The sequence below is a fragment of the Massilia atriviolacea genome (genome assembly GCF_003953935.1).
GTDB classification, from domain to species: Bacteria; Pseudomonadota; Gammaproteobacteria; order Burkholderiales; family Burkholderiaceae_D; genus Telluria_A; species Telluria_A atriviolacea.
The window spans coordinates 64150-85542 of the sequence record NZ_RXLQ01000004.1 but is presented as its reverse complement, the minus strand read 5'-3'; the positions used below and the strand labels follow the sequence as shown (position 1 = coordinate 85542).

General features: G+C 64.7%; 18 protein-coding genes. 3 read left to right on the top strand and 15 right to left on the bottom strand.

All coding sequences use genetic code 11. From position 1 onward, the window contains the following. Nucleotides 1-17: 17 nt before the first annotated feature. The 3 genes from EJB06_RS08360 to EJB06_RS08350 all read right to left on the bottom strand — a co-directional run bounded on the left by EJB06_RS08360 (nt 18) and on the right by EJB06_RS08350 (nt 1592). On the bottom strand, nt 18-530 hold the full coding sequence (locus EJB06_RS08360) for a phage tail protein (protein WP_126073567.1): 513 nt from the start codon (nt 528-530) through the stop codon (nt 18-20). 52 nt (nt 531-582) lie between these two features. Next, the gene (locus EJB06_RS08355; protein ID WP_126073566.1) at nt 583-867 is read right to left on the bottom strand and encodes a DUF6916 family protein; all 285 of its coding nucleotides are present in this window, start codon (nt 865-867) and stop codon (nt 583-585) included. Nucleotides 868-1001: 134 nt separating this feature from the next. Next, nucleotides 1002-1592: a glutathione peroxidase gene (locus tag EJB06_RS08350; protein ID WP_126073565.1), complete on the bottom strand. Its 591-nt coding sequence runs from the start codon at nt 1590-1592 to the stop codon at nt 1002-1004. A 176-nt stretch (nt 1593-1768) separates the two neighbouring features. Here EJB06_RS08350 and EJB06_RS08345 point away from each other — a divergent pair, with 176 nt between their 5' ends. Beyond that, a complete protein-coding gene (locus EJB06_RS08345) occupies nt 1769-3121 on the top strand; it encodes an HD-GYP domain-containing protein (protein WP_164557865.1) in 1353 nt (450 codons plus the stop codon). A gap of 4 nt (nt 3122-3125) precedes the next feature. Here the strand turns inward: EJB06_RS08345 and EJB06_RS08340 are convergent, their stop codons facing one another. The 3 genes from EJB06_RS08340 to EJB06_RS08330 form a co-directional block, all read right to left on the bottom strand. After that, nucleotides 3126-3953 (bottom strand): PPK2 family polyphosphate kinase, encoded by an 828-nt coding sequence (locus EJB06_RS08340; RefSeq protein ID WP_126073563.1) that lies wholly within the window; start codon nt 3951-3953, stop codon nt 3126-3128. Between the two features lie 128 nt (nt 3954-4081). Then, nucleotides 4082-5476, bottom strand: coding sequence for a serine hydrolase (locus tag EJB06_RS08335; protein ID WP_126073562.1), 1395 nt, complete (start codon nt 5474-5476; stop codon nt 4082-4084). 154 nt (nt 5477-5630) lie between these two features. After that, on the bottom strand, nt 5631-6455 hold the full coding sequence (locus EJB06_RS08330; RefSeq protein WP_126073561.1) for a hypothetical protein: 825 nt from the start codon (nt 6453-6455) through the stop codon (nt 5631-5633). A gap of 247 nt (nt 6456-6702) precedes the next feature. On the opposite strand from EJB06_RS08330, the gene EJB06_RS08325 reads away from it, so the two are divergent. Together EJB06_RS08325 and EJB06_RS08320 are read left to right on the top strand one after the other, a co-directional pair. Further along, entirely contained in the window at nt 6703-8610 is a 1908-nt protein-coding gene (locus EJB06_RS08325; protein ID WP_198420788.1) for a M6 family metalloprotease domain-containing protein, read from the top strand. A gap of 286 nt (nt 8611-8896) precedes the next feature. Further along, on the top strand, nt 8897-11140 hold the full coding sequence (locus tag EJB06_RS08320; protein WP_126073560.1) for a M9 family metallopeptidase: 2244 nt from the start codon (nt 8897-8899) through the stop codon (nt 11138-11140). A gap of 95 nt (nt 11141-11235) precedes the next feature. Here the strand turns inward: EJB06_RS08320 and EJB06_RS08315 are convergent, their stop codons facing one another. From EJB06_RS08315 to EJB06_RS08275, 9 genes are all read right to left on the bottom strand, one after another. After that, nucleotides 11236-11829, bottom strand: a complete 594-nt coding sequence (locus EJB06_RS08315) for a hypothetical protein (RefSeq protein WP_126073559.1) — start codon at nt 11827-11829, stop codon at nt 11236-11238. Nucleotides 11830-11889: 60 nt separating this feature from the next. Then, nucleotides 11890-12999 carry a pesticin C-terminus-like muramidase gene (locus EJB06_RS08310; RefSeq protein WP_126073558.1) on the bottom strand — a complete coding sequence of 370 codons (1110 nt, stop codon included), beginning with the start codon at nt 12997-12999 and terminating at the stop codon, nt 11890-11892. Nucleotides 13000-13001: 2 nt separating this feature from the next. Continuing rightward, a complete protein-coding gene (locus EJB06_RS08305) occupies nt 13002-13352 on the bottom strand; it encodes a hypothetical protein (protein WP_126073557.1) in 351 nt (116 codons plus the stop codon). 10 nt (nt 13353-13362) lie between these two features. Then, nucleotides 13363-13926, bottom strand: a complete 564-nt coding sequence (locus EJB06_RS08300) for a DUF4123 domain-containing protein (protein ID WP_126073556.1) — start codon at nt 13924-13926, stop codon at nt 13363-13365. After that, entirely contained in the window at nt 13926-14261 is a 336-nt protein-coding gene (locus tag EJB06_RS08295) for a PAAR domain-containing protein (protein WP_126073555.1), read from the bottom strand. Before EJB06_RS08295 ends, EJB06_RS08300 begins: the two co-directional genes overlap by 1 nt. 40 nt (nt 14262-14301) lie before the next feature. Beyond that, nucleotides 14302-16908 (bottom strand): type VI secretion system Vgr family protein, encoded by a 2607-nt coding sequence (locus EJB06_RS08290; RefSeq protein WP_126073554.1) that lies wholly within the window; start codon nt 16906-16908, stop codon nt 14302-14304. A 207-nt stretch (nt 16909-17115) separates the two neighbouring features. After that, complete coding sequence (locus EJB06_RS08285) at nt 17116-18048, bottom strand: beta propeller repeat protein (RefSeq protein WP_126073553.1); 933 nt, start codon at nt 18046-18048, stop codon at nt 17116-17118. Between the two features lie 54 nt (nt 18049-18102). Next, on the bottom strand, nt 18103-20874 hold the full coding sequence (locus EJB06_RS08280) for a type VI secretion system Vgr family protein (protein ID WP_198420787.1): 2772 nt from the start codon (nt 20872-20874) through the stop codon (nt 18103-18105). A 151-nt stretch (nt 20875-21025) separates the two neighbouring features. Further along, on the bottom strand, nt 21026-21310 hold the full coding sequence (locus tag EJB06_RS08275) for a hypothetical protein (RefSeq protein ID WP_126073552.1): 285 nt from the start codon (nt 21308-21310) through the stop codon (nt 21026-21028). Nucleotides 21311-21393: the final 83 nt, after the last annotated feature.

Sequence of the window (21393 nt, the reverse complement as noted above, 5' to 3'; positions counted from 1 at the left end):
GGGTCAGTCCTCTTTCTTCAGTTCGGGCTGGGGAAAATACCCTGCAGGGCGATCGCAAAATTGATCGTCAGGTAAGGCTGCATATTGTTGTGCGCTTGCGAAGCACCCGCCACCTGCACGCTGTCGGGGCTGAGGCCGTCGGTCGCGCTGGGGGCGGCGAACAGGTCGCGCCCGAAGCGGCCCTTCTTGCCCGGCAGGTTGGCCGCCGGCGAGGCCGTGGTGGCCAGCGCCGTCGAGGTGTTCAGGGTATGCGCGTGGGTGGGCAGCTGCTGGGAGGTGAGCGTGACCGCCTCCTGTCCGCCGCTCATGCCCAGCGGGCCGGTCTGGGGGCCGGCGTGCACCGGCATGCGGCCGCGCAGGTCGGGCAGGCAAAAATTGTTCTGGCCATTGCCGCCGTAGCTGGTGCCGAGCAGGGAGAACAGCGCCTGGTTCTGGTTGATCGGCAAGAACTGGCCATTGCACAGGGCCCAGCCCTTGGGGGCGAATTGAAACGACATCATCCGGATTTCACCCAAAAACGGTTCACTCATGCACGTCTCCTTGCCAGCGGCTTGCTGCGGCGCCTGTGGCGCACGCGAAAAATTAGTTAAAAATCGCCTGGTACTGCATGCCATCCCCGTCGCGGCCGACCGGCACGATAAACAGGGGGAAAGTGGCGCTGCCGGGGATGTCCAGCATGTAGGTCATCTGTTCCAGCGCGGGCTGGGCCGGACCGCGAAACAGCAGCGAAAAGCTGTTGCCGCCGGGCGCCTGCTGCGCGGACTGGTCGACACTGGACAGGGTAAGCGTGACGCCGTCGTGGCCGGCCACGGCAAAGAAGCCGTGCAGGCGCTCGGCGAAGAACGCGTAATCGAGAGTGGGGAGCATCAGAGAAACCGGCAATAGAGCGAGAGTTCTATTTTAGTATCTTTAATGTCTTTTGGGAAACTGAATACTGCTTATGCGTTGCGGGTTAGACACATTTTTCGCGGGCAGCCGCGCAGGCCGCCCTGCGCGGAAACTCAGCTGCCCAGGGCTTGCTCGATCTTGCCGACCAGCTGCTTGTCTTCCGGCGTGACCTTGCTCGGATAGTGTTCGATGACCTTGCCGTTGCGGTCGATCAGGTATTTGGTGAAGTTCCATTTCGGCTCCTTGCCGGTGGCCTTGATCAGGCTCGCGTGCAGGGGATTCGGATTGGCGCCGCTGACCTGCGACTTGGCGAACATGGGGAACTTGACGCCATAGGTGTTGTAGCAGAGGTCGGCGATTTCCTTGGCGCTGCCCGGTTCCTGCTTGCCGAAGTCGTTCGACGGGAAGCCGAGCACGACCAGGCCCTTGGCGCCGTATTTGGCGTACAACTTTTCCAGGCCTTCGTATTGGGTGGTGTAGCCGCAATAGCTGGCGGTATTGACCACCAGCACAACCTTGCCGGCGTACTGGCACAAGTCCTGCGGCGCGTCGTCCTGCAGGCGCTTGAAGCTGTGCTTGAGCAAGGCGGGGCAGCTGGCCGGGGCCGCTGCCGGCGCGGCGGCGGGCGCCTGGGCCTGGGCCGGAGTACTCGTCAATACAACAGCGGAGAGGCTCGCGAGAAGAAGTGCCGAAATCTTGAACATTGTCGTTTCCATGCAATGAGGAGTGGGGACTTCATTCTATGTCAATTCGTCCGGCGCGGCGGCGCGCGATGGACAAAGCGGCTACCTTGCCAAAAAAAGCAGCATATATTTGATACTTAGAATGATTCCTCTAGGAAATAGTCAGTATCATGTGTGCATCATCACGGAGCCATCCCATGCAGCGAGCCAGCCTGAGCACCACCGTCAACCAGCACTACCTGAACAAACTGATGAACCTGACCGAGGTGATGGATGTCGCGGCCAGCGAAGACATCCTCGACATCCGCGGCATGAAGCTGGTGGCCAAGGGCGCCAGGCTGACCCGGGCCCAGCAGGATACCCTGGGCGCGCACAAGCTCAAGAAGACGCTGGAATCCTCGCTCAGCGCCGAGGGCGGCACCGACAACGGCCTGATCCTCGAGACGGCCAGGCGCATTCTCGATACCAGCGTGCCGATCAACCGCATCCTGGGCCCCAACGCCGGACGCGGGATCTCGCCGCAGACGCTGCTGGCGAACATGCAGCTGGGCCACGCCATGCGCATGATGCTCACCCTCACCGACCGCGACGGCCCGCGCGCGCTGGAACACAGCGTGGCGGTCAGCCTGCTGTCGATCGGCATGGCGAAAAAGCTGCAGCTGTCGAACGACGACCAGATGGCGGCCGGCCTGGCCGGGCTGCTGCACGATATCGGCGAGCTGTACATCGACCCGGCCTACCTGAAACCGGGCAAGCGCCTGCTGCCGCACGAGTGGGCGCACCTGGTGGTGCATCCGCGCATCGGCCAGATGCTCATTACCGAACTCGAATCGTATCCCGCATCGGTGGCGCGCGCGGTGTCGGAACATCACGAGCGGCTCGACGGCACCGGTTATCCGCGCCAGTCGGCCGGCGGGACGATCAGCGGGCCGGGCCTGGCGGTGTCGGTGGCGGAAATGCTGGCCGGCGTGCTGCACAAGGATTATCCGCTGGAGCGCGCCGAACTGGCCTTGAAAATCATTCCGGGCGAGCATCCCCACCATTTTCTGTCGGCCATTTCGGGCGCCTTGCGCAACCAGCCGGCCAACCGCCCGATCGCCCCGTCGCGGCCCGAGGAAAGCGATGACGTCGCCATTACGCGGCTGTGGTGGCGCATCAGCGATTCCCTGCAGGCCGGCCAGGACATGCTGCGCGAGGATACCCCGCGCTCGCCGCGCGTGTGGGCTCTGATTCCGCGCACGCTGGCGCGCATCCGCACCATCGAGCGCGCCTTCATCAGCACCGGGCTCGATGCGTACCTGAAAAACAATCACGGCCTGCACGACCAGGACGACGGCACCCTGCAGTTCGAAAAAGCCGTGGCCACGCGCGAAATCACCTGGCGCCTGCGCGACATCGCGCGCGACCTGGCCCTGAACACGGCCGACGTGCCGGACGACCACGCCATGCTGGCCGAGCTGATCGGCATACTCGACGGCGACCTGCCCGAGCCGGCCGTGATCCAGGGGCAGCCGCAGACGGCGGCGCCGCCGCAGGCCCGCGCGGCTTGAGTTCCTACTCGACCTTGAGCGCCGACAGGCGCGCATCGGTGTCGGGGAAGCGCAGGTCGAGCCCTTCCATGACGTCGAGCAGCAGGCGCGCGATCAGCAGGTTGCGGTGGGTCTTGGAATCGGCCGGGACCACGTACCACGGCGCGTGGTCGGCGTCGGTGGCGCCGATCGCGCGCTGGTAGGCATCCTGGTAATCGTCCCAGCGCTTGCGCTGGACCAGGTCGTTGTCGTCGAACTTCCATTGCTTTTCCGGATCGTCCAGGCGCGCCTGCAGGCGCTTGCGCTGCTCGTCCTTCGAGATGTGCAGGAATACCTTGACGATCACGGTGCCGGTTTCGGCCAGCATGCGCTCGAAGTCGGCGATATGCGCATAGCGGCGCTTGCATTCCTTCTCGTCGATCAGCTTTTGCACGCGCGGCACCAGCACGTCTTCGTAGTGGCTGCGGTTGAAGATCGCGATGTCGCCCGCGCCCGGCACGTGCGGATGGATGCGCCACAGGAAATCGTGCGCCGCCTCTTCCGCCGTCGGCGCCCTGAACTGGGCGGCGCGCAAGCCCATCGGGTTGATGCGGCTGAACAGCGCGCGCACCGTGCCATCCTTGCCCGAGGTATCCATGCCCTGCAGCACCAGCAGCACCTTGCGCTTGCGCTGGGAGAACAGCATCTGCTGGTGCAGCGCGATCTTCGCGGTCAGGGCATCGGTCAGCTTGCGCTCGTGCGCCTTGACCTGCTGCTTCGGCCTGCCATCGTCGTCACGCAGCGGGGTGGCGCCGGCATCGTCGTCGCGCAGCACCAGGCCGGGCCGGGCCCGCAGGCGGGTGCGCGCCTTCATGCCGGGCCGCCGCTGCGCGCCGTGTTGCGCTCGAAGTTTGTACGGAGAAATGTCATGCTGCTCTCATGCTGCTCGCCAGAGTGGATGTCCGGCGAGCGTAGCAGATTTGCGCGGCCGCAGCGTGTTCCTCAGGGTGGGCCGACGCGCCGGTTGACCATCTCCGCCCCCTGGCTGTGGACCACCACCTCGCTCACCTCCCCTTTGGCGTTGCGCGCGAACCGGAAGGTGGTCAGCGAATCGGGAATGAAGAACGCCTCGTTCGAGAACGGGGTCAGGGTCACGGGATCGCGGTTGCTGCGCTGCATGACCAGCTTGCCGTCGTCGCGCTTGAAGCTGCGCGTGGCGCTGGCATCGATGCGGTAGGTGCCGGCGTAGGCGTCGAGCAGGGCCGGGTCGACCTTGACCGCCTTGAAATCGGGGAAGGGATTGCCGATGGCGATGGCCGCGACCTTGCTGGCCACCATTTCGGGCTGGACCGTGGGGCTATCGGTGTTGCTCAGCACCGCGACATACACGTGTTGCTGCGGCAGGCGCAGCGCGTAGCTGGAAAAGCCGTGGATGCTGCCGCCGTGCGCGACCATCGGCACGCCGCGCAGCTTGCCGATCTGCCAGCCGTAGCCGTAATTGGTCGGCTTGCCGTCGGCCAGCAGGGCGCCCGTGTGGGCCTGCTGCCAGGTGGCCGGCTTGAGCAGCTTGCCGGCGCCGATCGCCGCATCCCAGCGCGCCAGGTCGTCCACGGTCGAGACCAGCGCGCCGGCCGCGTACGGCTGCGTCATGCTGAGCGGCTTGGCCGCCGTGATGCCGAACCAGCCCTTGGTGTGGCCGGCCGCGCGCGGGCCGGGCGTCCGTTCGTACCCTTCGTAGGCCGTGTGGCGCATGTCGAGCGGCTTGAAGATGCGTTCTTCCAGGAAGCTGGCGTAGCTCTGGCCCGCGACTTTTTCGATGATCGCGCCCAGCAGGAAGTAACCGGAATTATTGTAGGCCCAGCGCGTGCCGGGCTCGAATTCGAGGGCGTCGTCCTTGAAGATATCGATCACCTCGGACACGCTTCTGTCCTTCGCGGCATTCCAGGAGAAACCGAGCTTGCTGGTATAGCTGACGATGCCCGAGGTATGCGTCAGCAAGTGCGCGATGGTGATCCGTCCGGCGCGCGCGGGGTACTCCGGCAGGAAGCGGGTGATGTCGTCATCGAGCGCCAGCTTGCCTTCTTCGAGCAGCATCAGGATGGCAACGGCGGTGAACTGCTTGGTGATGGAACCGATGCGCAAGCGCATGTCGGGCGTCATCGGCGTGCCCTTGGCCAGGTCGGCCATGCCGTAGGCCTTGCGCAGCACGGTCTTGCCGTTCGCGGTGACGATGACGGTCGCGCCCGGCGCATCGGCCTTGTAATAAGGAGCGATGGCGGCGTCGATGCGGCTGGCAAGCGCCTGCTCGCCGGCGGGACGGGCGCCATCCCGGGCGCAGGCGGACGGCGCATGCAGCGCAAGCACGGTGGCGAAACAAAGGACGGACAGTCTGAACATCTGGGCTACCTGCAGGATGGTTGATCGGCAACGGCAGGCCAGACTATAAAGGCGGCGCGCCCGCCCGGGGCCGCCGCTGCGACGAACTGCGGATTGATGATGGCGAACTGCCGATCCGCGCGACAATCCGCGCGACAATCCGCGCCGCTGCGGCTCAGCGGTCGGTGAAGACGTCGTTCCAGCTGGCCCGTTCGGGCGCGGTCTGGGTTTGCAGGTAGCCGACGTTGGCGACCTGGATGCGGGCGATTTCGTTGAGCGCTTCTTCCGAAAAACCGGCGCGCTTGACGCCGCGGTCCTGCATCGACAGGGAATGCAGGTACTGGTGCAGGTGGCGCGGTTCGTTGCAGAACAGGCAGATGCGTTCCCACACGTGCGGATAGGAGGTCTTGAGCGCGCCCTGCGGCGCCATGCCGGCCAGCGCTTCGAGCGTCAGGGTGCTGGCCCCGCGCGGCTGGATGATGCTGTCGACCACGGGAATCGCATCGGTGTGCTCGGGCTCGCCCAGCTGGGAGGAAGGCCCGTTGCCGTCCTCGTCCTTGCCCATGTTCTCGGCCGAATAGTCGGCCAGCGCGCGCAGCGTCTGTTCGGTCGAGGGCAGGTTGTCCTTGGGCCAGCTGAAGCGGCGGATGCCGGCGTTGGCCATCAGCGCGGCGATCGACATGAGGTCCGGATTGGCGCCCGGCGCCGGCGGCACGGTCAGCTCGATCACGAACAGCAGGTGCAGGCGGGCGTCGAAGACGGCGTAGTCGACCTTGCGTCCGGACAGCTGCTTCTGGTGGCTGCTCTTGATCTTCGGATCCGGATTGCTCGGGATGATGAGTTTGCTCAGCGCGATGTCGGGGAAAATGTAGCACTTGGGCAGGGCGCGGCGCAGGCGGCCGTAAAACGCTTTTTGCTCGGTGCCGAAAAAGCGCCGCTTCGTGAAGGAAGGGGCAGCCTCGGGTGCGGGTGGTGCTTTCTTTAACAGGCGGTTCAACATGGCGACAACAGCCCTCGTCGTGGTTCAAGACGATAGTGTGTATTTAATAAGCCTAATGCACAAGAACAAAGCCGCCCAAAGCAAAAATATAGGCTATCCACACGGAAATAATGCAAATCGTGGATGCGGTGAATGGAATTTGTATAGACGTCTTTTATGCCGATTTCGCCGAAGATGCGCCGAAATGTGCCAAGACGGGCACTTTTCGCCCATGCATACTTGCATTTTTTATAACGTTGGAGAAGCAATGAATTTGATGCGTGCAAGTCTCACGGCAGCGGCCGGCATGGTCCTGTCGCTGGCGGCGCTCACTGCCCATGCGGCCATTCCGTACCAGGGCCACAGCTACGAATTCCGCCAGCCGGGCGGCGAAGTCTTGAAAATTCGCCTCGACGGCAACGATTACTACGCCGAACAGCGCACCGAAGACGGTTCCCTGATTATTTATGATAATGCCAAACGCGGTTTTTGCTACGCACACGTGAACGCCACGGGCGATGCGCTGGTGTCGAGCGGCGTGCTGGCGACCAACGCCAGGCTGCGCAGCTTCAGCACGGCGCAGGACAGGCGCGAGCCGGGCCTGTCCGCGGCGGCCAAGGCGCGCCTGGCCCAGCAGCGCTACCAGAAGATGCACGGACGCACGCTCGACGTCGCCCAGCGCAGCACGGCCGCGCGGATGGCGCCGGGCGCCGCCGCCACCGCCGCCGTGACCGGGCAGATGCGCGGCCTGACCGTGATCATCGATTTTTCCGACGCTCCCGGCACCATCACCAGGCAGCAGGTCGAGGCCTTCCTCAACGATGCCAACTACACCGGCTTCGGCAATGCGCAATCGGTGCGCGGCTATTTCCTGTCCGCCTCGGGCAACAAGCTCGACTACAGCAACACGGTGACCCGCTACTACCGCGCCAAGCGGCCCAAGTCCTACTACACCGACAACAGCCTGGACGTCGGCCCGCGCGCGCAGGAACTGATCCTGGAAGCGCTGAACTGGGTCAAGAACAGCGAAGGGGTCGACTTTTCCACCCTCAGCCGCGACAGCACCGGCCACATCCTGGGCCTGAACTTCTTCTACGCGGGCGAAGCGGACAGCCCCTGGTCGAAAGGCCTGTGGCCGCACATGGGCTGGCTGGGCGAGCAGTTCTGCAGCAACGGCGCCTGCACCGGCAGCTACCAGATCAGCGACATGGGCAAGCAGCTGGCGATCGGCACCTTCGTGCATGAATCGGGCCACCTGATCATGGGCTGGCCCGACCTGTACGATTACGACGGCAGCTCGCAGGGTTCGGTGGCGAACTTCTGCGTGATGGGCTTCGGCGGCGTCGGCTTCGACAGCCAGTTCCGGCCGACCCAGCCGGTCGGTTTCCTGCGCTACCTGGCGGGATGGGACACGGCCACCGAACTCAATCCGGCGATCAACCGCAGCGCCCCGAGCGGGCGCCTGTCGATGGCGGCCAACAGCCACGCGCTGTACCGCTGGAGCAACCCGGCCAACGCGGCCGAAGCGTTCTACGTCGAAGCGATCCACAAGAGCGACCAGAACCTGTACCAGCCGGACCAGGGCCTGGCCGTGTTCCACGTCGACCCGAGCGGCAACAACGATAACGAATGGAAGCCCTACATCCAGATGGAACATGCGGACGGCAAGCGCGATCCGGAAAACAACCGCAACCAGGGCGATGGCGGCGACCTGTACGACGGCACGGCCACGCGCGCCTTCAACGCCAGCGTGCCCAACGCGCTGACCAGCAAGGGCACCAATTCGCTGTGGTGGAACGGTTTTGCCTCGGGCTTTGCGATCGCCAACATCAGCGCGCCCGCCAAGACCATCACCTTCGATGTCGGCGCCGCCACCACGGTGCCGGCGGCGGAGGTGTATACCGCCACCCTGGCCGAGAAAGCCGAAGCGATCCACCCCTCGCCCTGGTTCGAATACAAGGGCGGCACCCTGGGCGCGGTCCTGAGCGGCCCGGCCGGAACCGACTTCGACCTGCGCATCGAGAAGTGGGAAAACAATGTGTGGGTGCTGGCGGCCGAGTCGAGCGGCGAGGCCTCGCAGGAAAAGCTCGGCTACGCCGCCGCGGCCGGCTACTACCGCATCATCGTCTCGTCGTATAGCGGCGCCGGCAAGTACACGCTGACCGTCACCAGGTAAGACGCGCTACCCGAGCCGCACTTCCGCCCGCCGCAAGTGTGGCTTTTTCGTCATCGCTTTGTTCGCGCCTGTGCCGCAATTGGCGGCCCCTGCGGGGAAATTGAACAAATTGCATCTTTGCTCCCATTCTCAGATATTTCCCCATATGCATTAGGGATAGTATCAGCACGCCTGAGGGCTTGCTGCAGGGCGGGTTCGACCCTTTCCCGTCCCATGAGCAAAGCGCCGGACCACATCCTGACCGGCGCGACCCAGATCGATAACGACAATTCCAAGGAGCGAGACAATGTTTGTACAACACAAAACCATCCTGCTGGCCGGCCTGGTCAGCGCCTGTTTCAGCGGCGTCGCGTATGCGAAGCAAGCCGATCCAGGCCATACCCACGAACGCCTGAAGCAGGCGCCGATGCCGCATGCCCGCCAGAGCCTGCCGCCGACCGTCGAGCAGCAGCGCTTCAACGTGGCGCCGACCACCAAACCGCGTCTCGACCTGATGCCGAAGAAGCCCGAACTGGGCCGCATGAGCCTGATGGCAGCCACGCCCGAGTGCAAGAACATGGACACCCTGACCGGCTACAGCGGCGCCGCGCTGGCCGACTACCTGGCCGCCATGCCCGACGTCGAGTGCACCTATCCCCTGTTTTCGCTGAACGCCGCCCAGGCCGCCAAGGCCTATTCGGCCGCCAACATGAGCGCGGTCGCCAGCCGTTTCGTGCGCGAAGCGGGCACGTACAACGCCAGCAACCGCGCCCTGGCCAACCTCGCGCTCTACTTGCGCGCCGGCTACTACCTGGCCAGCGGCGGCACGATCGCCACCCCCAGCGCCGCGTTTACCGCCTCGCTGCGCGCCCCGATCAAGAGCCTGGCCGAGGGCAGCGCGCTGTTCAAGACCAATCCGGTCGCCGGCAGCACGGCGTCCGAAGTCATCAAGCTCATTACCAACACCCATGACGAGGCCTACTTCCTGCCATCGATGAAACAGCTGGTGGTGCGCTTCACCAATTCGCCGGCCAATCCGAACGCGGTCGACGCGCTCAAGCAAAGCGACGCCGCCGGCGGCATGACCTCGGCCCTGACCGTGCTGTTCTATGCGCATTACCGGCCGGAAGCGCTGAGCGTGCTGCAGAGCGACGCCAGCTATCCGAGCGCGCTCAACGACTTCGTGGTCAAGAGCGAAGCGGCCCTGCTGGGCACCTCGACGGCCTACATGCTGACCGACGCCGCCAACGAAGCCTTCCGCTTCATGCAGTACGCCCAGCAAAAGCCGCTCGTCAAGACCATGGTCCAGAACACCCTGGCCAGCAGCAGCATGACCGGCGCCGACAGCGCCCTGTGGCTGGCCGCCGCCTCGGCCGTGAAATACTACGACAACGCCAACTGCGCCCAGTACGGCACCTGCGGCTACGAGCAAAAGCTGGCCGACGCCGTGCTCAAGGTCAGCTACACCTGCAGCCCGACCCTGCGCATCCGCGCGCAAGAGATGAGCACCGCCCAACTGCAGTCATCCTGCGCCATCCTGCAGAAGGAAGAAGGCTATTTCCACGACATGCTGCAAACCAAGCGCGTGCCTGTCGCCAACGACAAGAACACGTCGCTGGAACTGGTGGTGTTCGACGATTACGCCAATTACGGCAAGTACGCGTCGGTAATCTACGATATCGACACGAATAACGGCGGCATGTACCTGGAAGGCGATCCGTCGTCGGCCACCAACCAGGCGCGCTTCATCGCCCACGAGGCATCGTGGCTGCGTCCGGCGTTCTCGGTGTGGAACCTGGAGCACGAGTACGTGCACTACCTGGACGGGCGCTTCAATATGTACGGCGACTTCGGCGATGCCGTGTCCAAGCCGACCGTGTGGTGGATCGAGGGCATCGGCGAGTATCTGTCGCTGCGCAACAATAACCAGGCATCGATCGACAAGGCGCGCACCGGCACCTACAAGCTGAGCGAGATCTTCGGCAATACCTACGCGATGGGCGACTACACCGACCGCGCCTACCGCTGGGGCTACATGGCGACCCGCTTCATGGTCGAAAAGCACCGCAGCGACGTCGATGCGGTGCTGGGCAAGTTCCGGGTCGGCGATTACGACGGCTACCAGAACTACATGAGCTACATCGGCACCCGTTACGACGCCGAGTTCGCGGCCTGGGTGAAGACCGCCACCACGGCCGGCGAACCGCCGCTGCCGCAGGTGAACCTGCCGGCATGCAACCAGGGCAGCTACCTGGGCAAGAACTGTTCGATCGGCGGCTTCAGCTCCTCGAGCGAAAGCTACGCCCACATCCTGCTGCCGGCCGGCGCCAGGAACCTGCGCCTGTTTACCAGCGGGGGCAGCGGCGACGTCGACCTGTATGTGGCGCGCGGACGCTATCCGTCGACCACCTCGTACGATGCGGCATCGAGCACGGCGGGCACCAGCGAAAGCATCGGCATCGCCGCGCCGGCCAGCGGCCAGTGGTATTACATCATGCTCAAGGCCAAGCCAAGCTATAGCGGCGTGACCATCAGCGCCACCTACGACTAAGCAAGGGGCAAGTGCGGACCAACGCCGTCATCGCGACGGCGTTCGTCCGCCGGCGCGGAACGCACCTTGCGTGCGCCCTGGCCGGCAAAGCGCTGTCAATTGGCGATCCGTTTCAGGTACACCGCCATGAAGCCCGAGCCGCTGCCATCCTTGGCCGGGCCGTCCACCAAAACCGGAAACACCAGTTCGCCGTTGCGCGCCACCCAGGCGGTCAGGACATAGGTTTTGCCCATGTCCGCCAGGGTATAGCTGATCGGGTGGATGTCGGGCCAGACCGCCGTGCGCTCGGCCACGTGGCGCCGCCATTTTTCCGCCTCCGTAATTATCAGCTCGTCGCGGTAATCCTTGCGGGGCCCCTCGCACACGAACGACCAGAAGCCGTCGCACAGGCGCGCCTCGAACGGTTGCAGGATCGTCATGGCGAGGGTTTCGCCGACCGGGCCGACCAGCTTCATCGAGACCGGGTCGATGCTGCCCGGCAGCGCCGCCGAACCGGTGCGTTCGATGCGCACTGTTTGCCCGACCGGCAAGATGCCGGCCTCGCGCTCGAAGCGGGCAGCCACATTCTCCTGGGGCGCGTTAAATTCGCGGAAATCATGGCGATCGACCCGCCATGTGCCGGCAAACTGCTGCGCCGGACTTTCGAATGGTTTCTTTTTCTGCAAGGGCTTGGCGGTTGTGTTGTTCATGAGGAAGCAGGAAAGCAGGATTGTCGTGAATATGGCGCGTCGTTTCATCATCACATTGTCTTAAGGTTTTTTCTCGGCTGCCGGGGCGGCGGGCGTGGCCGGCGCGGCAGGCTTCTTCTCGACCGCGGGCATCGCGTTGAACAGGTAGTCGCGCTCGCGGATCTTGGCGGGAATCTTGTCGCGATCGCCAGTGACGATGGCCTCGATCAGCGCCTTCTTGGGCGAGCCGTACTGATAGCCGTTCGACAGCAGCGCGGTCTGCTGCTCCCTGGTCAGTTCGGTGAATTTCTTCGCATTGACTTCCTTGTTCTCTTTCACCCAGTTCGCGTAGCTGGACTTGGCCGTGTCCAGGGCATCTTCGTGCGCCGCCTTGTTCAGGAAATTGATTTCCTTCTCGGTCAGGTTGAGCGGATGGTCCTGCAAATACTTGCACGCTTCCCCGCCCTGCTTGTTGAAATACGGCTCGATCTTGGCCTTGAGCGCCTTCAGCTCGTCCTCCGTCAAGCCATCGGCCTTTTTATTGCTCTTGTCGAGGACACGGCCGAAACCGGCGGCGCTGGACTGGCCCAGGTCCACCCCCACCCCGACCGTGGCGCCGGACTTGTTCTTCGCCTCGCCGCCCAGGTCGCCCTTGATGCGCGGCCCGACCGTGCCCGAGGAATCGCTCATGGCCTGGATGGTCGGCGTGTCGCCCTTCATGTGGGGCCACCAGGGGATATAGCCCTGGGTATACGCGCCGCCCTCCCAGGCCGACAGCTTGTCGAAATCGATGTTGGTGCCGGCATCCTTGTTGATATTATCGGTGATCGACGAAGGCATCGGCACGCGCGTGCTCTTGTCGGACGCCACGCAGCCGGGATGCGACAGCTTGCAGGTCTTTTTGGCCACCCCCTGCAAGCCCTTGATCTTGTCGCCGATTTCCTTGGACTTGGCCTTGAAGTCGGCGGCCTTGGGGTCGAGCGCCTTCTTCTCGGCAGTCAGTTTCTCGATCTCTCCCTTGGCCGCCTTGGCCGCTACCTTGCATTCCTCCACTTTCGCGCGCAGCGCGCGTTCGGATGCCAGTTCGGCCTTGTCGTAGGCGGGCAGGTTTTCCTCGGTCAGGGCGGGACCGCTGTAGGCCGCCTTTCCCGGCTTGGCCGGCTTGGCCTTGGGTTTTGGCGTATCTGCCATGCTTACGCTTCCTCGAGATAAAGGTCGATCCAGGCTTGCGCATAGGCGGCGTTGCCGCTGCGCGCGTGCCGGATAAAGTAGTCCACCAGGGCCGTGACATCGTCCGCCCCGCAGCGGGCGGTGTTGGCGCGCAGCACGTTGAAGCCGAGCAGGCTCACATCGTCCATGTTTTCCATGTTCGCATCGCGGCAAGCGTCGTACACGGCGCGCAGGTGGGTGATCAGGGCGTCGCCCGGATAGGCGTCGGCGCCCGCATGGCCGCTCTCGTACCAGGCTTGCGCCATCAGTTCGATCCAGCCGCGGCAGTCGCGCCGCAGGATCTTGCCTTCCTGCGCTTCGGTCAGTTCAATCATGGTGTGCTTGTCAGGAAAGTGGAGTGATCTCGAAATCGGCCGTGTCCGGCGCCAGGATGCGCTTGACCAGCCCGCTCGGCTTGTGCGCCATGCTGGCCAGGCCCTGGCTGAAGCTGTCCTGCCAGACGATGGCGCGCACGGCGCTGCCGCACAATTGCCCCAGCTGCTCGTTGGTGGCGGCGCGCACGAAGCGGCTGAAGGCGCGCGCATCGTAATAGCGGAAATAGCATTCGGCGCCGGCGCTGTTCTTGACGAAGGCGTTTTTCTTGAGCTGCATCCTGAGCTGCTCGGGCGCGGCCGCGCTGTCGATCAGCATCGACACGCCGCGCCCCCACACCTTGTCGAGAAAGCTGTCGATGCCGCCGGCGAACTGGCGGCAAGCGATCAGGTAGGGCGCGACATCGGCCAGGGTGGTCGCCTTGACGCCGCCGAACAGGCAATCGTGGGCGATGCCGTCGCGCCGCAGCTCGTCCAGCAGGCTGCGGTCGCTCGCCGCGTCGTACAACGCGTACAGGGTGTCGGCGCGCTGCCCGAGCTGGCGGCGCAGGATGGCGCGGTGCGGATCGGCTGCCATCAGCTGCCCGGCTCGACCACCATGGCGCCCATCTCGGCCGCTTCCAGCAGACAGGCTTCATCCTTGTCGCGGCCGATGTGGACGGTGGTGCAGCCGCCCACGATGATGCCGCCGCAGGCGACCTTGTCGGCCATGCGCGCGGCCGGCTTGCCGCCGATCAGCACCGAGGCTTCGCCTTCGACGATGGTTTCGGTGCCGCTGGCGTGCTGCACCGGGTCGCCCAGGCGCGCCGCCGGCAGCGCGCCGATCAGCACCGTGGGCATGCCCTTGACGATCGGCCCGGCGGCTTTCTTGTGCGCCACGTCGTCGGTTTCGCGGGCGGCTGGTTGTCCCATGGATGGCTCCTCTTCAATAAACGCGGCGCTGGCGCGCGGATCAGGATTTAAGAATGTGGTCGCTCGCCTTGACGCCGCCGCCTCCGCCGCCACCCTTGGCGCCGCCGCCGAGCGCGCCGGCCACCGTGCCGGCCGCGCCGGCGATGGCGCCGAGGTCGCCGTTCTTGATGGCTTTGGCGGTATCGGCCAGGCTCTTGATCTGGTTCAGGGCGCCGAAGACGCTGCCGCCGGCTTCCATCAGGCTGCTCAGGCCCGATGCCAGTCCGCCGGCCCCGGCCGCGCCCGCAGCGGCGCCGTCGGCGGCGGGCGCGTCGGGTTTCGCTTCCGGCGGCGGCGGCGGCGCTTTGGCGGCGCCGCAATTGAGCTGGATCAAGCCGCTGTCGGCATTCACCGCGGCGCTGCCGAGGATCTCGATATGCGTGCCTTGCAAAAAGATGCCGCCATCCTTGCGCAGCACGATCTTGGCCGCGCCGCAGGACAGTTCCAGGTGCTCGCCGACCGTGGTGAGCTGGGTCGTGCCGACCTTGATCTCGTGCGTTTCGCCGACCGAGACGGTGCGCGTCTTGCCGACCGTGAGGCGGTCCACCATGCCCACCGCCGTGTTGCGGATCATGCCCACCAGCAGCGAGTAGGCCACGCCGATATTGCTCATGCGCGCCAGTCCCACGTTGTCGAGATTGGCAACGCCCACCGTTTCGGTCTTCATCTTGGCGACCTTGATCGACCAGTTCTTGCCGATCTTGTCGGTTTCGTTCTTGTCGACCGTCTTGCTGCGGTTCTTGTGCACGGTGATGGTTTCGTTGGCGTCGACCGTTTCGGTGCGGTTGGCGCCGATGTGGATGGTTTCGTCCTTGCCCACATCTTCGCTGCGGTTGTCGCCGATGCTGATGGTTTCGTCGTGGTCGACCCGTTCCTTGCGGTTGTTGTGCACCGTGATGGTTTCGTCGCGGTCCACCGTTTCGCTGCGGTCGCGCTTGATGTGGCTGGTCTCGTCGCGGTCGATGGTCTTGCGGCGGTCGTTGCCGACCCATTTGTCTTCGTCGTGCTCGACTTCGGTCAGCTGGTCCTTTTCGGCATGCAGCCAGAGCTGTTCCTCGCCCTTCTTGTCTTCGAAGCGCAGGGCGTTGGCATTCTCGTAGGCGCCGCCCGGCGTGGAGCGCGACAGGATCCCGCTCTGGGTCTTGTTGTCGGGCAGCGGCCAGGGCGGCATGGTGTCGCTGTTGGGCACCATGCCGGTGATGATGGGGCGGTCCGGATTGCCGTCCAAGAACTGCACCAGCACTTCGGTGCCGATGCGCGGAATATGCGTCATGCCGAAGTTGGGACCGGTCCAGGCGGTGGCCACGCGCAGCCAGGCCGAACTTTTTTCATCGTTGCGCCCGACCCGGTCCCAGTGGAACTGGACCCGCACGCGGCCGTACTGGTCGGTGTGAATCTCTTCGCCGGCCGGCCCCACCACGGTGGCGGTCTGGATGCCGTGGATCCTGGTCTCGACGCTGTTGAGCTCGCGCGGCACGCGCCAGGGGATGATCTTGCGGATCGCGGCGACCTGGTTGTCGTAGTGCGATTCCTGGTTCTCGCGCACATGATAATTATTGCTGGCGCTGTGGCGCACCTCGGTGATGAAAAATTCGCGCGCCTGCGCATCGCCGCCGCGCGCATCCATGTCGAAGTGGCCGGTCAGGCGGAACCAGCGGCCCGGCATCAGCTGGCGGCAATTGCCGCTGCCGTCGAACTGCTTGCCCGACGCTTCCAGCGCTTCCATGCCGAGCTGGGCCAACAGACGGGCATCGGCCCCATCCTTGAAGCCGAAGGCGCCGGCGTAGTCGTAGGATTCGATATTGAGCACCTCGCCCTGGCGCAGCAGGGTCGGCAGCGAAGCGTGGGCCGGGCGCGGGGCCTTGAAATCGTAAGAGGCGAGCGAGACCGTGCCCTGGGTGATGGCGCGCCCCGGCGACCATTCGCCCAGGCCGTCTTCTTCGGCGCTGCCGCCGTGGCGCTGGAAGGGCACGTCCGGACCGCCGTCGATCGGCTCGCTGGCGGTGGAGTCGTCCGACAGCACCAGCTTGTGGCCGTTCTCGTCATGCTCGAACCAGTACAGGATGCCGGCCTTGGCCCAGCGCCGCTCCAGGTAATTGCTGTCGCTTTCGTCGAACTGGCAGGCGTCGGTCATGACGGTGCGGGCCCCGCCCACGCGCCAGTCCCAGTCGGCCAGGCCGCCGTAGTCGCCGAAGATGCTGGCGGTCTGGTCGTACAGGCTGGCGTAATGGAACAGGTAATTGTCTTTGCGCATGCCCAGGTACTGGTACCACGGGCCGAGCCTGGCTTCGTAGTAGGACACGCCGCCGTCGACGGTCTTCAGGCGGAAGCCGAACACGCGCCCGGTGAAGTAGCGCATGCTGCCGTCGCGCCGCACCAGCTGCACGCACATCATCTTGCCCTGCAAGTCCTTGAGCGGGATGTTGGGATCGTCCGAGAGCAGTTCGACGATGAATTCGAAAGGACGCGACAGGCTTTCGCGCGCCTCCAGGCTGTTGACGAACAGGGCGGCGGCGGGGCCGTCCTTGCCGGGGAATGATAAACGCAACAAACGATCATGCTGGCGGCTGCCGATCAGCTCCAGCAAACTTTGAAAGCCTTCGCTCATAATTGTCCTGTGTAGCAACGATGGGGGCGCCCAGCGTGGTCGTGACAGGAAGCGCGGCATGCGTTCCAGCATCACCTACTTGGCAAAAACACATTGTATAGGGTTTTTGACAATATTTGTGATGCATAATCTTTATCTTACAAAACAATATTTGTAAGGCAATAAAGCCTGCGCGAGACCGCCCCGGCAGGCCGCAGCCGGCCCGGTTCAGCTGTACGGCAACTCGGTCCAGGTGACGCCGTCGGTGGAGCGGATCAGCATTTTTTCGCCGGCCGACCAGATGCAGTCGTCGACGGCGGAGAGGCGGTAGAAGCAGTCGCTGCGGTTTTTTCCGAACTTGCCCAGCGCCAGCGGGCGCAGGGAAGGCTGCAGCGGCTCGCCTTCCAGCACGAACAGGCCGCGCGCGGTGGCAGCGTAGAGCTGCTCGCGGAACCAGCAGGCGCCCCAGAAACTGTCGGCCGTCACGCCGTGTTCAATCACTTCCCAGGCATCGTGGCGTCCGCGCAGCAGGATGCCGTTCTGTCCCAGCAAATACACGATGCCATCCGGCGCGCAGAGGACCTTGTGCAGCGCCAGCGTGGTCGGCAGGGCGCGCCGTTGCCATGTCTTGCCGTCGAACTGCCATAGTTCGCCCTGCCAGCCGGCGGCGTACAGTTCGTCTTCGCCGAAGCCGTCGATCGAATTGAAACCGGCCTGGTCCTCCTGCGCCGGATCGGCGCGCACGTCATGGTCGATGCGCACCCAGTCGGCTTCGCCCCGGCAGCGGTACACCATGCGGCTCATGCCGACCGCGTAGGCGTGCAGGCCGATGGTGCGCACCTCGCGCAGGTGGCCGCAGGCGCGCGGACCGTCGGCGCTGTCGTCGACGTGTTCGGTGGAAAAATCGGTGGCGCCCCAGCGCACCACCTGGCCGTCGGGCGCGATCACCACCAGGTTGCGCTCGGGATGCATGACAATGCAGAGGCTGACGGCGGCGATGTCGACGCAGCGGCTGCCCCAGGCGTCGATCCAGCGCATCACCTGACTGAGCTCGACGTTCTCTTTGGCCAGGCCGTCATGCCCACTGATGAGGTAGACGCGCTCCGGGTCGAACACTGCAACGTCCCTGAAGGACCATGCGAAACGGGCTGGTGCGGCCATGCTTTCCATCCTTTGCACGAGAAGTCAAACCGCCAGTGTAGCCGAGCGCGCGGCTCAGTACTTGATGACGCCGCCTTTTACGCTGCGGTCGGGAGCCACGGGCGTCGTCTCGGGAAGGATGATGTCGGTCAGGGTGGCGATCGCTTTGGCGGCGGCGGTGTTGTCGCCGGCATCGATGGCCTTGATGGTGGCCGCCAGGGCTTTCATCTTGTCGATCGAGGCCAGCGCCTTGCCGCCTTCATCGAGCAGCCGTTCCACGGTCGCGATCAGGATGTCGCCGGTATCCATGCCGTCGAACACGCGCGGCGTGGGGCGCGGCACGAAGGTGGTCTTGGGATGCGGCTCGCCCGCACGCGGCGCGACGATCGAGGACGCCGGTCCGGTCCCGGTTCCGGTCCCGGCCCCGCTGCCGCGCGGCGCGCCCGGCCAGGACTTGCCGCCCTTGCCGGAAGACGAAGCGGACGGCTTGTCGTCCGCATCGGCGCGCGGCCCTTTTTTCTTTTCCTGTTCTTCCTCTTGTTCCGATCCCGGCGGCAGGGGCGGCGTTTTGGCGGCGCCGAGGTCGATCTTGATCGAGGCGCCGTCGATGTTGACCGCGTCGCTGCCGATCATCTCGATGTTTTTTCCTTGCAAGAAGATGCCGCCATCCTTGTGCAGTACGATCTTGGCGGCGCCGCAGGACAGTTCCAGGTGCTCGCCCACGGAGGTGATCTGGGTCTGGCCGACCTTGCGCTTCTCGGTCTGGCCGACGTAAAAGTCGTAGGTCTTGCCGATCCAGACGTTGCGCGAGCGTCCCACGTACAGGCGGTCCATCATGCCCACCGAGGCGTTGCGCACGGTGCCGACCACCAGCGAATAGGCCACGCCGATATTGGTGGCGCGCGCCAGGCCGATGTTTTCGATATTGCCCACGCCGATGGTCTCGGTTTTCACCTTGTCGACCTTGATCGACCAGTTGCGGCCGATCTTGTCGATCTGATTCTTGCGGATGGTCTTGGTACGGCTCTGGCGCACCGCCACGGTTTCATTCATGTGCACGGTGCGGCTGCGGTTGCGGTGCACGGTCAGGGTCTCGTTCTTGCCGACGTCTTCGCTGCGGTCGCCGCCGATACTGATGCGCTCGTTGTGCTCGACACGCTCGCTGCGGTCGCGTCCGATGCGCGTGGTTTCGTCGCGGTCGATGCGCTTGCGCCGGTCGTGGCCGACCCATTTGTCTTCGTCGTGCTCGACCTCGGTCAGCTGGTCTTTCTCGGCGTGCAGCCAGAGCTGCTCGCGGCCCTTCTTGTCGTCGAAGCGCAGGGCGTTGGCGTGATGGTAGGCGCCATCCGGGCTGGAGCGGGTCAGGATGCCGCTCTGGGTCTTGTTCTCGGGCAGGGACCAGGGCGGCATGGTGTCGCTGTTGGGCACCATGCCGGTGATGATCGGGCGGTCCGGATTGCCATCGAGGAACTGCACCAGCACCTCGGTGCCGATGCGCGGAATATGGGTCATGCCGAAATTCTGCCCGGCCCATGGGGTCGCCACCCGGATCCAGGCCGAACTTTTTTCATCGTTGCTGCCGACCCGGTCCCAGTGGAACTGGACCCGCACGCGGCCGTACTGGTCGGTGTGAATCTCTTCGCCGGCCGGCCCCACCACGGTGGCGGTCTGGATGCCGTGGATCCTGGTGTCCACGCTGTTCAGGTCGCGCGGCGTGCGCCACGGAATCATCCTGCGCAAGGCGGTCAGGCGGTTCTCGTAAGCCGAGGGCAGGTTGTCGCGGGTGTGGAAATTATTGCTGGCTATATGGACCAGCTCGGTAATCAGGAATTCGCGGTCCTGCTCGCCGGCGCCGTGCGCCGCGCTGTCGAAGTGACCGGTCAGGCGGAACCAGCGGCCCGCCATCAGTTGCCGGTTATTCCCCTTGCCCTCGAACTGCTTGGCGTCCGCTTCCAGCGCCTGCATCTCCAGCTCGGCCCGGGCACGGCCGTCGGCCGCATTCCTGAAGCCGTAGGCGCCGGCATATTCGTAGCGTTCGATATGCGGCACCGCGCCCTGGCGCATCAGGGTCGGCAGCGACACGTGGGCCGGGCGCGCGACCTTGAAGTCGAAGGACGAGAGCGAGACCGTGCCTTCGATCGCATGGCGCACGGGCGACCATTCGGACAGGCCGTCTTCTTCGGCGCTGCCGCCGTGGCGCTGGAACGGCAGCTCCGGCCCGTCGTCGATGGCGGCGTTGGCGCCGGAGTCGTCCGAGAGCACCATGGTGTGGCCGTGCCGGTCGTGTTCGAACCAGTAAAAGATGCCGGCCTTGGCCCAGCGCCGTTCCAGGTAGTTGCTGTCGGTTTCATCGAACTGGCAGGCGTCGGTCATGACCTCCCTGGCGCCGGCCACGCGCCAGTCCCAGCTCGCCAGGCCCTTGTAGTCGCCGAAGATGCTGGCGGTCTGATCGTACAGGCTGGTGTAGTGGAACAGGTAGTTATCCTTGCGCATGCCCAGGTACCGGTACCACGGGCCGAGCAGCGCTTCGTAATACGACACGCCGCCGTCCACGGTCTTGAGGCGGAAGCTGAACACGCGCCCGGTGAAGTAGCGCAGGCTGCCGTTGCGGCGCACCAGCTGCACGCACATCATCTTGCCCTGCAACTCCTTGAGCGCGATGTTCGGCTCGTCGGACAGGAGTTCGACAATGAATTCGAAGGGACGCGACAAGCTTTCGCGCGCTTCGATGGCGTTGACGAACAGGGCGGCGGCGGGCGCATCCTGGTCGGGGAAGGATAACCGTAACAGACGGTTGTGCTGACGGCTGGCAATCAGCTCCAGTGCGCTTCGAAAACCTTCGCTCATGCTGCTCCTGTGGACGATACGAACAATGAACCGCGTGTGGGTCGGGCACAGGATGGCGATCCGGCTTTACCTTACTTGGCAAAAGCGTAAGTATATAATATTTTGATAATAGTAAATACACATTATTTACCAATACTTACATGAAACCAGCCTAATGCGCAGGTCGCTCGGCGGCATCGTGCGCATGGATGCCGCCCAGCAAAGCAAACGCCGTCAGGGCGACGCCGAGCGCCAGCGCGGCCATGCAGTACAGCACCACGCGGAAGGCCTCATCGTAACTGTGCAGCAGTAGCGCCTGCTGGCCCGGAAGCAGGGAAACCGCCTGGGCCAGCTCGCCCAGGGCCATGCGGTTGCCGGCCGCCCGGCCGGACAAGGCGCGCAGCAGGTCCGACTGGATCAGGGCGGCGGTCAGCGCGCCCATGGCCGCGATCGCCACGCCGTCGGCGGTGGCCGGCGAGCCGGCATGGTTCGCCCAAGCTGGGCGCCTTCCTCGATTTCCTCGGCGAGCGGGTGTTTCCG

Excerpts from the sequence above, each read along its gene's own strand:
- EJB06_RS08360 (WP_126073567.1), bottom strand. The coding sequence starts at position 530 with ATGAGTGAACCGTTTTTGGGTGAAATCCGGATGATGTCGTTTCAATTC.
- EJB06_RS08355 (WP_126073566.1), bottom strand. The coding sequence starts at position 867 with ATGCTCCCCACTCTCGATTACGCGTTCTTCGCCGAGCGCCTGCACGGC.
- EJB06_RS08350 (WP_126073565.1), bottom strand. The coding sequence starts at position 1,592 with ATGTTCAAGATTTCGGCACTTCTTCTCGCGAGCCTCTCCGCTGTTGTA.
- EJB06_RS08345 (WP_164557865.1), top strand. The coding sequence starts at position 1,769 with ATGCAGCGAGCCAGCCTGAGCACCACCGTCAACCAGCACTACCTGAAC.
- EJB06_RS08340 (WP_126073563.1), bottom strand. The coding sequence starts at position 3,953 with ATGAAGGCGCGCACCCGCCTGCGGGCCCGGCCCGGCCTGGTGCTGCGC.
- EJB06_RS08335 (WP_126073562.1), bottom strand. The coding sequence starts at position 5,476 with ATGTTCAGACTGTCCGTCCTTTGTTTCGCCACCGTGCTTGCGCTGCAT.
- EJB06_RS08330 (WP_126073561.1), bottom strand. The coding sequence starts at position 6,455 with ATGTTGAACCGCCTGTTAAAGAAAGCACCACCCGCACCCGAGGCTGCC.
- EJB06_RS08325 (WP_198420788.1), top strand. The coding sequence starts at position 6,703 with ATGAATTTGATGCGTGCAAGTCTCACGGCAGCGGCCGGCATGGTCCTG.
- EJB06_RS08320 (WP_126073560.1), top strand. The coding sequence starts at position 8,897 with ATGTTTGTACAACACAAAACCATCCTGCTGGCCGGCCTGGTCAGCGCC.
- EJB06_RS08315 (WP_126073559.1), bottom strand. The coding sequence starts at position 11,829 with ATGAACAACACAACCGCCAAGCCCTTGCAGAAAAAGAAACCATTCGAA.
- EJB06_RS08310 (WP_126073558.1), bottom strand. The coding sequence starts at position 12,999 with ATGGCAGATACGCCAAAACCCAAGGCCAAGCCGGCCAAGCCGGGAAAG.
- EJB06_RS08305 (WP_126073557.1), bottom strand. The coding sequence starts at position 13,352 with ATGATTGAACTGACCGAAGCGCAGGAAGGCAAGATCCTGCGGCGCGAC.
- EJB06_RS08300 (WP_126073556.1), bottom strand. The coding sequence starts at position 13,926 with ATGGCAGCCGATCCGCACCGCGCCATCCTGCGCCGCCAGCTCGGGCAG.
- EJB06_RS08295 (WP_126073555.1), bottom strand. The coding sequence starts at position 14,261 with ATGGGACAACCAGCCGCCCGCGAAACCGACGACGTGGCGCACAAGAAA.
- EJB06_RS08290 (WP_126073554.1), bottom strand. The coding sequence starts at position 16,908 with ATGAGCGAAGGCTTTCAAAGTTTGCTGGAGCTGATCGGCAGCCGCCAG.
- EJB06_RS08285 (WP_126073553.1), bottom strand. The coding sequence starts at position 18,048 with ATGGCCGCACCAGCCCGTTTCGCATGGTCCTTCAGGGACGTTGCAGTG.
- EJB06_RS08280 (WP_198420787.1), bottom strand. The coding sequence starts at position 20,874 with ATGAGCGAAGGTTTTCGAAGCGCACTGGAGCTGATTGCCAGCCGTCAG.